13 protein-coding genes and 1 CRISPR repeat array (1 of these 14 only partly in view) are annotated in these 13609 nt (G+C 64.2%); of the genes, 9 read left to right on the top strand and 4 right to left on the bottom strand.

The annotated features are described in order from the left end of the window. Positions 1-3 precede the first annotated feature (3 nt). Together ACFQRI_RS17795 and ACFQRI_RS17790 are read left to right on the top strand one after the other, a co-directional pair. Positions 4-654: a hypothetical protein gene (locus tag ACFQRI_RS17795; RefSeq protein WP_380669979.1), complete on the top strand. Its 651-nt coding sequence runs from the start codon at positions 4-6 to the stop codon at positions 652-654. Between the two features lie 22 nt (positions 655-676). Continuing rightward, positions 677-1039, top strand: coding sequence for a hypothetical protein (locus ACFQRI_RS17790; RefSeq protein WP_380669977.1), 363 nt, complete (start codon positions 677-679; stop codon positions 1037-1039). A 373-nt stretch (positions 1040-1412) separates the two neighbouring features. Here ACFQRI_RS17790 and ACFQRI_RS17785 read toward each other — a convergent pair whose 3' ends face one another. Both ACFQRI_RS17785 and ACFQRI_RS17780 read right to left on the bottom strand, forming a co-directional pair. Further along, positions 1413-1832 carry a hypothetical protein gene (locus ACFQRI_RS17785; protein WP_380669975.1) on the bottom strand — a complete coding sequence of 140 codons (420 nt, stop codon included), beginning with the start codon at positions 1830-1832 and terminating at the stop codon, positions 1413-1415. Continuing rightward, the gene (locus ACFQRI_RS17780; protein ID WP_380669973.1) at positions 1829-2044 is read right to left on the bottom strand and encodes an HC3 family zinc finger protein; all 216 of its coding nucleotides are present in this window, start codon (positions 2042-2044) and stop codon (positions 1829-1831) included. The genes ACFQRI_RS17785 and ACFQRI_RS17780 overlap by 4 nt, the downstream gene beginning before the upstream one ends. 278 nt (positions 2045-2322) lie before the next feature. Here ACFQRI_RS17780 and ACFQRI_RS17775 point away from each other — a divergent pair, with 278 nt between their 5' ends. Beyond that, positions 2323-3441 carry a hypothetical protein gene (locus ACFQRI_RS17775; RefSeq protein WP_380669971.1) on the top strand — a complete coding sequence of 373 codons (1119 nt, stop codon included), beginning with the start codon at positions 2323-2325 and terminating at the stop codon, positions 3439-3441. A gap of 1110 nt (positions 3442-4551) precedes the next feature. On the opposite strand, the gene cas6 is transcribed toward ACFQRI_RS17775, so the two are convergent. Continuing rightward, positions 4552-5256 carry a CRISPR system precrRNA processing endoribonuclease RAMP protein Cas6 gene (gene cas6 / locus ACFQRI_RS17770; RefSeq protein ID WP_380669969.1) on the bottom strand — a complete coding sequence of 235 codons (705 nt, stop codon included), beginning with the start codon at positions 5254-5256 and terminating at the stop codon, positions 4552-4554. Continuing rightward, positions 5228-6349, bottom strand: a complete 1122-nt coding sequence (locus tag ACFQRI_RS17765) for a hypothetical protein (RefSeq protein ID WP_380669967.1) — start codon at positions 6347-6349, stop codon at positions 5228-5230. The genes cas6 and ACFQRI_RS17765 overlap by 29 nt, the downstream gene beginning before the upstream one ends. Before the next feature lie 77 nt (positions 6350-6426). On the opposite strand from ACFQRI_RS17765, the gene ACFQRI_RS17760 reads away from it, so the two are divergent. Genes ACFQRI_RS17760 through ACFQRI_RS17735 form a run of 6 tightly spaced genes read left to right on the top strand, consistent with a single transcriptional unit; the run spans position 6427 to position 13153 of the window. After that, on the top strand, positions 6427-8415 hold the full coding sequence (locus tag ACFQRI_RS17760; RefSeq protein ID WP_380669965.1) for a TIGR03986 family type III CRISPR-associated RAMP protein: 1989 nt from the start codon (positions 6427-6429) through the stop codon (positions 8413-8415). Further along, positions 8412-9815: a Cas10/Cmr2 second palm domain-containing protein gene (locus ACFQRI_RS17755; protein WP_380669963.1), complete on the top strand. Its 1404-nt coding sequence runs from the start codon at positions 8412-8414 to the stop codon at positions 9813-9815. Before ACFQRI_RS17760 ends, ACFQRI_RS17755 begins: the two co-directional genes overlap by 4 nt. Beyond that, positions 9812-10357, top strand: a complete 546-nt coding sequence (locus ACFQRI_RS17750) for an RAMP superfamily CRISPR-associated protein (RefSeq protein WP_380670309.1) — start codon at positions 9812-9814, stop codon at positions 10355-10357. Before ACFQRI_RS17755 ends, ACFQRI_RS17750 begins: the two co-directional genes overlap by 4 nt. Continuing rightward, positions 10354-11358: a type III-B CRISPR module-associated Cmr3 family protein gene (locus tag ACFQRI_RS17745; RefSeq protein WP_380669961.1), complete on the top strand. Its 1005-nt coding sequence runs from the start codon at positions 10354-10356 to the stop codon at positions 11356-11358. Before ACFQRI_RS17750 ends, ACFQRI_RS17745 begins: the two co-directional genes overlap by 4 nt. After that, positions 11343-12680, top strand: a complete 1338-nt coding sequence (locus ACFQRI_RS17740; RefSeq protein WP_380669959.1) for an RAMP superfamily CRISPR-associated protein — start codon at positions 11343-11345, stop codon at positions 12678-12680. The genes ACFQRI_RS17745 and ACFQRI_RS17740 overlap by 16 nt, the downstream gene beginning before the upstream one ends. Continuing rightward, on the top strand, positions 12677-13153 hold the full coding sequence (locus ACFQRI_RS17735; RefSeq protein WP_380669957.1) for a hypothetical protein: 477 nt from the start codon (positions 12677-12679) through the stop codon (positions 13151-13153). Before ACFQRI_RS17740 ends, ACFQRI_RS17735 begins: the two co-directional genes overlap by 4 nt. Positions 13154-13297: 144 nt before the next feature. Next, positions 13298-13609: a CRISPR direct-repeat array (repeat unit 36 nt; unit sequence GTTTCTATGCCCGTAGCCGGGCGAGGTTGTCCTGAC) (it continues 669 nt past the right edge of the window).

The following is a 13609-nucleotide window of genomic DNA, read 5'->3' as shown; positions in this document are numbered from 1 at the left end:
CGGATGGATACGGACTTGTTTCTCTCGGCGGCTGAGTTGCCGCCCAAGCCTGATGCGACGACCGGGCATCCGCGGCCTCCTCGCGCTCCTGGCTACCACAAGGAGGACAAGCCCCCGAAGGAGCAAGACCGCGACCGCGTGCGAGATCAGGCCAAGGCACCGTCACCGCCGGCAGGCCAAGGGCCAGTGCTGGAGTGGTACAAGAGCTCCCACCGAAACGCGGTGATCACGGGGTTCGTCGCCTTCGTGATCATGCTTGTGGGTCTGACGCTGATCCGCGGCGGTGAAACCGCTTGGATGCAGTTCTGGTTCATCTGGGCAGTCCTCGTGCTTGCCTCCTTCGGCGTCTACGCGTCATCCCGCGCCACGGAATGCGCTGCAGGAGCTGAGTGGCTGAAGGTCGGCAAGACCTGGGTCCTGCTCTACGAACTCACGTCGATCAAAGCGCGCGTGCGCAGCAACGCCATCCATCTCGACTTGAAGGACGGCGCAGGCCGGGAGGTCAAGGTCAGCACCAGCACCCTGCAGGAAGATCGCGACATCTGGGATCTGGTCTACAACGGCATCCTGCACTCGGTGATCGCCGGTGGCGCCGAGACCAACGGAATGGTGCACAGCGCGCTGAGCGTCCCGCGGCCCGCACCGACCCAGTAATCCAACCAGCTGAGGTATCCCAATGAGCATCGAGCTGCCCACGAACGTGCCGCCGGTCGAGGGCGAAGTGGTCGTGTCCCGTCGCTGGGCGAACCGGAACCAGCACAAGGCACGAGCCGTCGGAGGCCGCTTCTACGTGACCAACCTCCGCATCGTGTTCTGCCCGCACGCCGTGGACGCCGCGCTGGCCGGCGAGTACTGGTGGACTCCGCTCAGCGAGGTCACCGACGTCGGCAAGGAGAAGCGAAACCTTCGCCAGATCTACAGCGGTGGCCTCCGGACGCGCTTGAAGATCACGCTGGTCGATGGATCTGCCGAGCTCTTCGTGGTCAACAAGCTCGACGCCGTCATCGATGAGATCCGCACCGCAGCCAACCTCCCCTAACCGCTTTTATCGAACCAGCAGGACCAATACACGTACCACATGAGAGGTCCGTGCTTTCCGCGCCTGAGCTGCCACCGAAACAGGACCCGACGACCGGGAATTGCCCGAAGCATCGGGGCAAAAGCAGGGTCAGCGATCCTGCTAGAGCCCCGGTCCCGCCAGAGGCCAAGGACCGGGACTTGAGTGGCACAAGCGCAGCGTCGTACAGAAATGGCAGGTTGGCGGGACACGTTTCACCGCGCTCACAATCGGCACCGAGAAGCACCGCGCCGACGTCGTACAGACCAGCGCGAGGGCCGCGAACTGTGAGCCCTCATCTACAACGCCATCATGCACTCCGCGGTCGCCTGCACAGCACCCTAGACATCCCACGTCACGGGCTCGAATCCTCGGCGGACGGGTATGCCGAATCCGTACGGGTCGTCTTGTTGGACTCCCCATGTGCATCCGGGAAGGAAGCCACCAGCGCGCTGTCGATGGCTCCGGGCGTGGTTCGTCCTGGGAGCTGTGGTTTCTCGCCAACCTCACCCCGTTCCAGTCGGACCACGCGTTGCCTCTCCCCCGAGTCAACCGAATCAAGCGGCGTCGCGGATAGATCACTGTCAGCTATAGGAGATGCTGGTGCTGCATCCTCGCAACTCCGCAGCACAGTCGCCACGCCTTCGAGAACGCCGGCCACCTCCGACAGGTCGATCGCCTTCGAACGTCCTGCCGCGACCTCGTACGCCACGTCGTCGAGCAGCCACTGAGCCTTCCGCAGGAGCACTGCGATCGCGGCAGCATCACTGGTCATGTGCCCGCTCCAGCCGCGACCAACGATCGGGCCTCGTGGTTGCACTGGGGGCAGGTGGGCCACAACCAGGCGATCTCCGTGCCCTCGGCAACCATGACCGAGCGACCGCACAACGAACCGATGACCTCTCCTGCGGCATACGCACCGGCGAGACGAACATCCGCGGTGGCATGACGTCCGCCGTCCGCAGGCACCCAGCGGAACGGGTGCATCCCGACACCTCCACTCCAAATCCACGGTGCGCAGGGGCTGGAGTCGACAGGCCGGGACCGTCGAGCTCCAGCCCCTGCTACTCGGAGCCCAGTGGCAACACGAGAGCACGGAGCCGCCGCTGGGCCGAAGTGCGACCGCGAGTAGTCAACTCATGTCACACTGAAATAAGCTTCGCCGTTGAGCGATATCAGCGCCATGTCGTGAACATGACATAAGGACGACTTGCGGACGACCACCCGCGCGCGGACGGGAGGAAACCGTGCGGCCACCTCGCACAGTGCTAGAGCAGAAGATCCGGGAGCGTCGTCAGACGCTGGAGGAGTTCGTCGCGTCAGCCGAGCAGTTCGCGCGCGAGAACGGCGAAGCGGGCACCCTCGGCATGCGCCACCTGCAGCGTCTCGTGTCCGGCCGCGGGCCCAACGGACGACCGCTCGGCCCGGTCCGGCCTGCCACAGCACGACTGCTCGAGCACATGCTGGACACGAGCGTCGAAGAACTGCTCGCCCCGACCACACCAGCGGAACCCGGCGGCGATTCGACCAGCGAGCTCCTGCAGATGCTGCACCTCTCTCGCAAGGTCGACGAGGGGGTCGTGCGCCTTCTCCGTGATCAGCTGACCGCAATCCGGCACCTCGACCGGCAGCTCGGCGCGGTCATCGCTCACGAGGAAGTCTGCATGAAGGCAGAACAGGTCAGCGCCTTCCTCAGCCACAGCCCTCCAGGAGAGGTCCGCGCACAGCTCGCAACCCTGCTCTCCGAACTGCGCACCCTCGCTGGCTGGCAAGCGCTCGACCTAGGTTGCCCCGTAAAGTCATGGCAGCACTACGAAACGGCCAAACGCGCAGCACGCGAATCGGAGAACGAAGCGTTCGAAATCCACACCACTGGGGAACAGTCATTCGTCCTTCTCGATATCGGCGAAACGACACAGGCCGTCGAACTCCTCGCAGCCGCCCGCAGCCGCGCAGCTACTAAGGTGCCGAAGGTTTTGAGGGCATGGCTGGAAGCAGCCCGCGGAGAAGCCCTTGCGTCCGACGGTCAACTAGTCAAGAGCTTGCAAGCGTTTGACACGGCTGACTCCCTGCTGAGCCAATCGTCCTACAGCGTCGGCGGCCCGTACATTGCTCTTAACCACACACACCTGGCGCGCTGGCGCGGACACGCCCTCGCCCAACTCAGGGTTCCAGGAGCACTCGATGTCCTCTCGAGCTCGCTGCGTGATCTTGATCCCTCTTTCGTCCGTGCAACAACCGCTCTGCGAGTCGATCTTGCGACCGCCCATAGTACTGCCGGCGACCGCGAAAATGCAGCGCACGAGATGAATAAAGCAAATGAACTTGCACGCAGCATCGGCTCCAAACGCCAACAGCGCCGAATTGCCGCACTGCAGAATTAGCAACCCCTCGCCTGCTCTAGGTGCATTTCATGACGACTTTTCGCGACGCCGCACAGCGGACTGCCGCTATTTTTCATCAGCAACCGTCAGGGCGCCGCCGACGACAGCACAGGGCGCCCACTTGCCGCTCTCTGAGACTTGAAAAATGTCTTGGCGAGTTCACCACTACCACTTCGCATGGCCTTCACCAGACAAAACAAGTGACTATGTGGATTGCACTTTAATCTCAGGCGCAACCTTGAGTGCGAGGAAGCGCCGTCGACCGTTCACAAACCTCTGACAGGGGCTCGCTGAAGCAGCTGGCGTGAACCTCGCTGCCCCTAGTTGTTGGCCGTGCGCGATCTGTACCAGGAAGGATGCGCTCGCCGAACCACTGCCAACGCCGCCAGGAGGTCCGCGAACCGCTAAGGCTGCGGTCAGTTTGCTGGATTGCTCCTACGCCGCACCTAGAGTGCGACCGGGTTGAAAATCCCAACAAGCAACTTCTATATCCGCAGACGGTCAAGGCCGGGCACGGTGATTCCGACGCTGCGACGAACGGCATCATCATTGCGGACACTAAGTTGTTTCTATGCCCGTAGCCGGGCGAGGTGGTTCCGACGTGGTCGCCATCGCGATGACGACGGACTACGCCTGGCGTTTCTATGCCCGTAGCCGGGCGAGGTGGTTCCGACGAGCACACCATGGCAAAGAAGGTCGTTGTTACCCAAGCGTTTCTATGCCCGTAGCCGGGCGAGGTGGTTCCGACCAGCCTGACCACCACCACTCTGCGAGAGGATCGCCAGTTTCTATGCCCGTAGCCGGGCGAGGTGGTTCCGACCGCTCCCGTTTGAGGCGGCCAGTGACCTGCGAAACTTTAGCCGTTCGCGAGCGCCATCGCAATGGAGATCGACTTGCCACCCCTGACCTGACATCCCCGATCAGGAAATTAGGATTGACCTGCGGAAACTACACTTCGAGTGCCATCTCGCTGCCAACCGGACACCAGACCGCTCGCAGCGCCGACAACCCAACTTCCGCCGTACAAGGTCAGGACGGAACAGTCGCAGTCGGTGACCAGTCGACAGGCGATCGGGTCTCGAGGTCCCACGCGCTGCCACACCGATGGCGTCACGGCGTCATTTCCGTCAGCTCCACCGCGCCGAAGCCGTGTGGGGTCTGGGCCCCGACCCCGGCCATCGTCGCGTACCGCATCAGCGCGGCGAACAAGGTCTGCGTGCCGCGACCAGCCTTCTTGCTGAGGCCGAGGCGGATCGTGCCGAAAAAGCCGATCTGCTTCATGGTCGCCGAGACCGGTGTGCGGACGGTCTCGCCCGCCATGTCGTGGAGGATCACGGTGTCGGTGAGTTCCCGCAGCGCTTCATCCGAGATGGCGAGGTCCGCTGGAGCGTGGACGTTCCAGCGCTGCGTGAGGTTGCGGACGATGAGGACCGGGTCAGGTAGCGGGTGATCCCGACCGTTTCGGGAGAAGTACAGCGGGCTGAGCGTCTCGATTTGCGCGTGCGCGGCGGGCTTCGCCTGTGCCAACCCCGCATAACCCGTTCCTTCGTGTTGTACGCCGCGCACGGGGCACGACACGTCACCGAATCGCACGGTTTCCGGCACCTGCGGCGGGTGCTCTTCGCCGAGCCAACCGATCCGCCATCGCGTGCCGTCCTCGGTGTCGCGCAACGGGCCGGCAGCGAAGGGCTTGTGTTGTCTCCTGTGGTCGGCACCTGGTTCCTCCAACAGCGCGCACACAGCGCCGTGCAGCCGCGCAGGGTAAATCCAGGGACGTTCGCTCATGTCAAGCGTGAACGTGATCGTCGCGGGCACTCCCGGCCTCCCCTGTGCTTGGTGCAACGGTCGGTTGAGATTCGAAGACACGCATCGGGATGTAATGCTTGGAAACCATGTCGTAATGCATCAGGTGCGTGCCTTGGAAGAACGCCAACGGCATCCGGGATAGGTGCCATCCCGTGACCAGTGCAGTCGTCTTCGGCATCATCGCGATCACGACCAGCTCGCGTGATCCCGCTTGCTTCTTGATGTCGTGGAGGTACTGCGCAACGTCCCAACCGAACTGCTCGAGTTCCTCCTTGCCGAACGTGGGCTCATAGTCGGGATCGCCCGGCATGTACCCGTGAAACGTGATGCGGTGAAGACAGCCCACGCCGAACTTCCTGAAATTCCGTTCGTCGCAGTGCGCCGCCATTTGCGTCAATGCGACCCACACACCGACGCGATCGCCCGTCGGAGGTTTCATCTCGAGACACTCGTGCCGCAGATGGGAAACCTTCGCTTTGCTCAACATCAGGGGGTACTCAGGGTCCTTGCCTCCCTTCGCCTTGTCAGCGAAGTCCAGCAAGGTGAGTCGATCGGGTTTCGAAAGTGACCAGCCAAGCGCGAGCGATACCGGCCACAGAGTGTTGGTGGCGAGAGTGAAGCCGCTGTCATCCGTGTCAGCGTTGACCTCGCTCTGTACCGTGTGCGCAAGCTCGGCGCACGGCTCGACAAGGTCTATCACGCCGTTATCGGTCCGGCGTGCCAGCGATACCCACCTAAGCACCCACTTCACCGCCAGGTGCCGCTCCTTCGCCACCCCCAGCGGCCGCGTGTGCCAGTTCTTCATGCCCTCTTCGAGGAACTGAACGTAGAACAACGTGCCACGCGCGGACTTGTGCACGGTCCGCCCGACAACACCAGCGACCAGCGCAACGAGCACGCCGATCAGCCACCACCGTCGCTGCCACACGACCCCGTTCGCAGATGGCGGGGACATCGGTAGCAGGTCCTCCACGATCAGTGCCAGCAACGCCGTAACAGCCGCCGCGAGGACCACGACCGCGACGTTCGCGAGCGCGCTCCACCACTGACCACCTGACGGAAAACTCCTGCGCAAGAAGCTTCTCACTCGAATCTCGCTCACGATCAGCTACCGTACGCTAACCTAGCGCGAAGATCATCGGAGATGATCGAGACAGCAACGGGTCGCAGGAGGCTGGGGTGTCCGAAGCCGGGCAGAAGTTCGTCAACCCCTACACGTTCGTACCGTTTCCAGAGTCCGCTCCAGCGCGGACGAGACCCACCACGCACATCGCCAACCCGGAGCTGTTGTGCGGCAAACTCACGGTCGACGTCAAGGTCGAGACCGCAGTTGCGGTCCACGGTTTCATGACCGGGCAAGTCCATGACCTCCCGGTCAACGGTGACGGCAAGGTGATCATCCCGGGCTCATCCCTGAAGGGCGCGATTCGATCCTTGCATGAAACCATCACGGGAAGTTGTCTGCGCGTGTTCGACGGCGACTTCGTCCCCGGCTACCGTGACCCGGTCGAAGAGAAGTCCATCGCCAGGCTGCGGATGGCGATCGTCGAAACTCCTGCGGACCCGGCCAAATCAACCCCACCGACCGTGCGCTTGTGCCCGGAGCCGAAGGGAAACGAGCCGCGCAAGCTTCCCAAAGAGCGGCTCTTCGAAGTCACGCAGCGGAACAGGCTCGTGAAATCCGGCGACCGGCTAGACCTGGACATCGATCACGGCACCGGCCAAGCCCGTTCGGCCTGCTACGCCGCGGATGGCGAATGGGTCGTCTTCATCAGCGATGCCGGTACGCGCAAGGGGCACGCCTACTACGCCCAGGTCCGCCGGTACCCGCCGAAAGACACCCCGCCTCTCCAAGTGCCCGAGAGCACGTGGGAGCGGTACTTGCACGCTCTGCGCGGTTCCCGCGATACCTCCGGGACCGAACAAGCCCGGGACGACTACGCAACCGTCGTACTCCGGAAAACCGAGGAAGAAATCGGTCGGCGGCACCTCGCCAACGAGACGCTCGTCGAAGGCCAGCCTGTGTGGGTCGAGCTCGGCCCCGACAACGAGATCAAATCTGTGCGGCTGGCGATGGTCTGGCGGCACTCCGGCGCACACCCGGATCCTGAACGACAGGGATCGGCCAAGGACCGTGTTGCTGAAGGCTTTCTCGCCTGCACCGACTGGACACACTTGTGCCCGAGCTGCCAGGTGTTCGGGTCCGCCGACACCTCGTCGAATAACACACCGACCGCGAGGCAGAACTCGTACCGGGGACATGTTCGCTTCCTTGACGCGGTCGCCGAGGGAGAAGTCAAACCCATCAAGTTGCGCCGCGCACCGATGGGCTCTCCACGTCCCGGGGCCGGCCAGTTCTACCTGGTCAACGGCAAAGGGGTGGAAGGCGAAGTCGGTGACCCGCCGTTGCGGGAATGGGGATCGCGCGCCGATCGGACCGCAGGCGGACCGCGCCGGCTGCGCGGCCGCAAGTTCTACTGGCACACCCCCTCCCCCGAGAGCGCACCCCAGCCCAGGCGCGCGAGCAAGCGGAAACACCAGAGCAGCGAGCTGTCCGCAGAGATCCGGACGATCCCACGAGGAACAGTGCTCACAACCACCCTCGTGTTGGACAACCTCACGGAATTCCAGCTCGGCGGCCTCCTGGCAGCACTGCAACCCAATGAGCTATTGACCCCGGAGAAGGGCAAGATCTGGCAGCACATCGGCGGAGGAAAACCACTTGGCCTCGGCGCATGCAGCCTCACCGTTGACGAGGACACGAGCTGGATCGAGCGGGTCGGCTCGCGCTACGGGCATCCAACGCCGGCAACGCCGATCCAGGTCAAGCCGCTGATCGACAAGTTCCGCGAGACGATGCGAACCGAGCGCCGCCATGTCTGCGACACCTGGGGGTCGCTGGCCAAGGCTCTCGGATCAGAGACGGTGGACCGCGACCGCGTGTGGTATCCACCCGGGCCCGGCTGGCAACCGAATGCAACGCCATCTAAGGAAGCGGAGGAAGGGTTCGCCTTCTGGGACGAAACGTCCGGTTCTTCACTGCGACCCCGGAAACCGCTCCGCTCCCTTCCGCACATTGACGCTGATGACCAGACCATGACGGTCCGCAAGCCAAAAAATCAGCAGGGAAACCAGGGCGGAGCCAGCAAACGGAAGGGCCAGTCGTGACCTTCTACCTCGATGTCGCGGTCGTGCGAATTCAGTCGTGGCTGGTGCGAGCTCCACACCTGCGCGGCCGCCGTGGTGCTTCGACGATGATCCGCCGCGCCACCGATCCCCAGGCTGTCAAGAAGATCCTCGACGAGCTCGGCGGCCTCGCCGAGCGCAACGACGAGGCCGGGCACATCGACGGAGTCGTTCCGCTCAAACTCGCCACCGCCGACCTGGCCGACGCTGCGCAGGTGGAAAATCACGTAGTCCGTCAGCTCCGCGAAGTCCTGCCGGCGGCATCATTCGCCACCAAGCTCTTCGAAGGCGAGAGCACCATCGCAGCCCACGCCACCGAGCCGTGCTGCGAAACCGACTGGCCACCGTTGAGCCCGGAGTGGGTGCTGGGCAAGCAGTGCGATTGGTGCCGGTCATGGCCCGCTAGTGCGCGGCGGTCAGACACGGATCAGAAGCGCGTCGAGCTGTGCACGGACTGCCTCAAGCGCCACACCGACACCGCCGGCGCCGGATTCGCCACTGCGCTGCCCCGCGGCCCCAGGCAGCCGGGAACCGAACGAGACCTCATCTATCTCTGGGAACTCCAGCCGGATGCCTGGGCCCGTGTTCCCGACACCTTCGACGAACTCGCCAAGCTGGGCAAGACCGGGGACAACACTCATCTCGCGACGATCCATGCGGACGGCAATGCGGTCGGCTTGCTCACCACCGAACTCCGCGCGCTGCAACGGCAAGGGGTTGCCATGGATTTCGACCTCCCCAGCGCGATCGAGAACGCCACCTGGTCGAGCCTGCTTACCGCGGTGTTGAACATGGACCGCTCCGGGGCCGATGAGAACGGCGTCAAGGCTCTGCCGATCACCGCCCATTTCGTCGGGGGCGACGACATCCTCGTCAGCGTCCCCGCGCACGCGGCATGGAGGTTCCTGCTGTCCATGCAGGCCACCTTCGCGGCGACCATGTCCGATCAACTCGGGCCGGTCGGGCTCGCGAAGAAGTCACCAACGCTGTCGGCGGCGGTCGTGTTCCACCACCGCACGAGTCAGCTGTCGGCGGCCGTGGATCTGGCCGGCGAGCTTCTCGACACGTCGAAGAAGCAGCACCGAGGTGAGCGAGCCGCGCTCGCGTGGCAGGACATCACGCACGACGGTCCCCATCCGATCCAGCGGCCGAGCATGGCTCTGGCGACGCTCAAGGACTTCCGATGCCACCTCGATGCGCTGGCGAAGCTCAGCGGCTCTGCGAAGACGACGTTGGGCAGACTGTTCCGCCGTGACCCGGAACCAGGCCATTTGCTCGACCACGCGGATCGCCTGGCGATCAGACCAACGGTGGAACCCTTCTTGAAAGGCGATGGACCGAATTTGGGCGACGCGCTCGGCATGGTGCGGTGGTGGGCATGACCGCTCTATCCACTTTGGAGTTCTCGATCACCTTCCACTCTCCGTTCCGCGTCTCGACCGGTCATGCGGCCCCTGGCCTGGATACTGGCGTGGACGGGGCAAACCCGCTCCCGGCGAGCAGTCTCAAGGGAGTCATGCGAGCCACCGCCTCCCAACTGCTCGGCGAGGTCCGCCTCGTGGATGAGGTCTTCGGATCACCGGAGCAGGAATCGCCGTGGTTGTGGCGGGACGCTGTCGGCAACTGGGATCAGCCCAAACCTGCAACGCGCGTCAGCCTCGACGCGGAAACCCACGCGGCCGCGAAAGACATGTTGGTCGTGCAGGAGCAGATCGGCACTGACTCGGCCCGCTTCACGATCACGCAACGCCATCGGCTGGACGAACAAGACTTCGCCAAGCATCGTCTTGTGCTGGCGGTTGCAGGTCAGGCGACCCGGTCGCTGGGCGGCAACCGTCGACGCGGCCTCGGCTGGGTCACGATCACCAGCGAATCCCCCAAGCTCGACGACTCGTCGGCCGCAGCCTTCTTGGAACTGGCATGACTGATTGCACCCGCGTCACCGTCACTCTCGACCACGAGGTCGTGGCCGGGCGCAATGCGCGCGCAGACTTCCGGCAGGACACCTATCAGCACATTCCCGGGTCGGTGTTGCGCGGCGCTCTCGCGGCTGTCTGGATCCGAGAGCGCGGCACCGAGATCACCAGCTCGCAGTCGTTCCTGTCCGCTTTCGAGGGCGATGGCAGCTTCGGCCCGCTGTATTCCCGGACCGGATACCCCGTCCCGCTATCCGTTGCGGTGCACAAGTACGCCCCCGGAGACGACTGCCAGCGTCGGTGGTGGGACCGCGCACGCGGCGAGAACGCAACGCACTGCGAGCAGTGCTCAGCACCGCTGGAGGCCAGCAAGGGCAAGCCGCAGGAGTCGGTCGAGCTCATCAAGCGAACTATGAGTGAACTCGACGCAGGGGGAGTCGCAAAAGACGGGCAACTGTTCAGCCAGAGCGCCATCGCCGCCAAGACCCGGTTGAGCGGCTGGGTGTTCGGTGACGCCGTGCATGGGCTCGCGGTCGGCGATGAGCCGATCATCACGGTTTCACTCGGGTCCCGACGAAGCCTGCGCGGTCAGGTCCGTCTCACGACTGCCGAAGAAGTTCCCGAGCCCCTCGAACGACGGAACGACACGGACGTCGTCCTGCGGCTGGCGTCGCCCGCCGTGTTCTGCGATGAGTTCGGCTTTCCCGTGGACACCCCGGACCTCACCGAGCTGGCCAATCTCCTCGATGTCGAAGTCGAGCCCATCACGGACAAGTGGGTCCGCTGGGACGAAGCCGGTGGTTGGCATGCCGCGAGCGGCCTGCCGAAACCTACCGAACGAGCCGTCGCCGCCGGCTCGACCTATCTGCTCCGCTGCGACCGCGCGCCCACCGATGACGCACTACGGCTGCTGCACGCCCGCGGGATCGGGCTGCGCAGACGAGAAGGTTTCGGCGCCCTGTACACCGCCCCCGAACCTGTTGCGGAGGCCGCGTGCGAGTCCTCGTGATCACTGTCCGGCTTCGCATGGAAACACCGGGCGGCGTCACCGCCCCGGAAGCCGCCGACGACGACAATCTCATCCCGATCCGCACCGATACCCGCGGAAACCCGCATCTGCCAGGTACGACGGTGGCGGGCAGTCTCCGGGCGCTCTGGAATGGCCTCGACAGCAACTCGGCGAAAGAGCTGTTCGGCTACATCGGAGACGGCGAGAAGCCCACCCGCGTTCCATCCAAGATCCAGGTACAAGGAACGCGGTGGCTACCGCCCGATTCTGACGCTGCGGGCGAAGAACACGCGGCAAAGCCAACCGTGGGACAGCTGACTCACCGACGCACCGCCATCGACCGAGTTCGCGAAGGTCCCCGCATCCACGCGCTGCACGGCGTCACCATGCTGCCTGCCGGGACCTGCTTCGACGTCGTGATTCGATGGGACAACGCGGATCCAACGCAGCGTCAGCAATTCCTCGATCTCCTGCGGACCTGGCACCCCAGGCTGGGGCGGGGCACCTCGCTGGACGCCGGACGGTGCCGCGTCCTCGCCCTCGGCTCCTGCGACTACGACCTCACCACGCCACGGGGCCTGCACGACTGGCTGCGCATCGGGGCCGAAAGCGGGCTCTACCCAGATCCGACCGACGAGGTCACCAGTCCTACACGACAGGTGCGTACGTACGAGTGCCGCATCGTCGACGGACTGCACTGCGGCGCGGGGGACGAATCCGGTGACGCCAACGGCCAGCCCAGGATCAACCGCGTGGTCAAACGCGGTAAGGACTACGTCGTCCCCGCCTCGACGCTCAAAGGCGTTCTTCGATCACGTGCCGAGTACATCTGCCACGCGATCAGGGCTAGCGCCTGCAAGGACCAATCATGCGGGGAGTGCATGCCGTGCAACATCTTCGGATACTCTCCGAACGCTAACGACGGATCGTCAAACGGCAACGGATCGAGCGGGCGTCGCGCCAAGATCGCCATCCAGGACGCCGTCGTCCGGGACGCCGAGCGTCGCGAGCGTCAACACGTTGCCATCGATCGCTTCACCGGAGGCGCGCGCGACCAACTCCTCTACACCGACGAAGTACTGGTCAAGGGCCACTTCCTCTTCCAGATCCACGAACTCCGCACGCTCGACGACCACGAGTGGCTCCTCATCCAAGCCGTGCTCACCGACCTTAACGACGGATTCGTCGGCATCGGCGCACGCACCACATCCGGCCTCGGCACCGTCCGCGTCATCAAACCGGACCTCGATCTGCCGGAAAACCGTCCCGACCTGAGCTCACTAGCGCACCGACTCGCACCGGAAGCGGAAGCCACACCATGAACCTCAATTGGACCCTGCACGGCAGCGGGAAACGTCCCGCTGCCGAATGGTCCGAACTTCACCAGCACACCCACGACTGGACCGCCGCCTGGGCCGACACCAGCGGCTTCCACATCGCGCCCATGCCCACCGAAAAACCCACCACCACCCACCTTTGGGCCTGGAGCATGGGATCGTGGCTGCGCGTCCGAGCCGACGGAAACCACTGGTGGGCGGCGATCCTCACCACCCATGACCGCGAGCTCACCTGGCGCCGCAAGGACGACATCGGCAACCCCACCATCGTCCCCGTCCTCAACTGGGCACAGGACGACCGACGCGTCCGCTACCGCGAGGACACCAGTTCGACGTTCCCGAACCGGAGAGCGTTCCAACTCACCCCGCACCAACGCACGCCGGTTACCTTCATCGGAAACGAGGAATCACTACCGGAGCAGGCGCGAAAAATGCTCGAAAAAGACTCCGGAGACTAAACAGATAACCTCGCAGGCCGCCAGCTGGACGGATCGCGAATCATTTTCAGCGGGCTACGAGAGCAATGGGCTGACCACCGAGAATCAGCCAGACGAATTTCGCTCCTCCCCCTCAGTAAGGGAACGGAGAGGAAATTCGGGAATCCTTCTATGCCCGCAGCCGGGCGAGGTTGTCCTGACAGCAGCTCGCCGAGACCGCCTTCGTGGCCTACAACCCGTTTCTATGCCCGTAGCCGGGCGAGGTTGTCCTGACCGAGCAGCTGTCGCTGTTCTCCTCCGAGGAGCTGGCGTTTCTATGCCCGTAGCCGGGCGAGGTTGTCCTGACCGAGCAGCTGTCGCTGTTCTCCTCCGAGGAGCTGGCGTTTCTATGCCCGTAGCCGGGCGAGGTTGTCCTGACCCGCACAACCACAACCGAACGGAGGAGCGTTGGAGCAAGTTTCTATGCCCGTAGCCGGG

This window comes from Saccharopolyspora griseoalba (genome assembly GCF_042665275.1).
In the GTDB taxonomy this organism is placed as follows: domain Bacteria; phylum Actinomycetota; class Actinomycetes; order Mycobacteriales; family Pseudonocardiaceae; genus Saccharopolyspora; species Saccharopolyspora griseoalba.
This window is presented reverse-complemented; position numbering and strand designations above follow the sequence as displayed.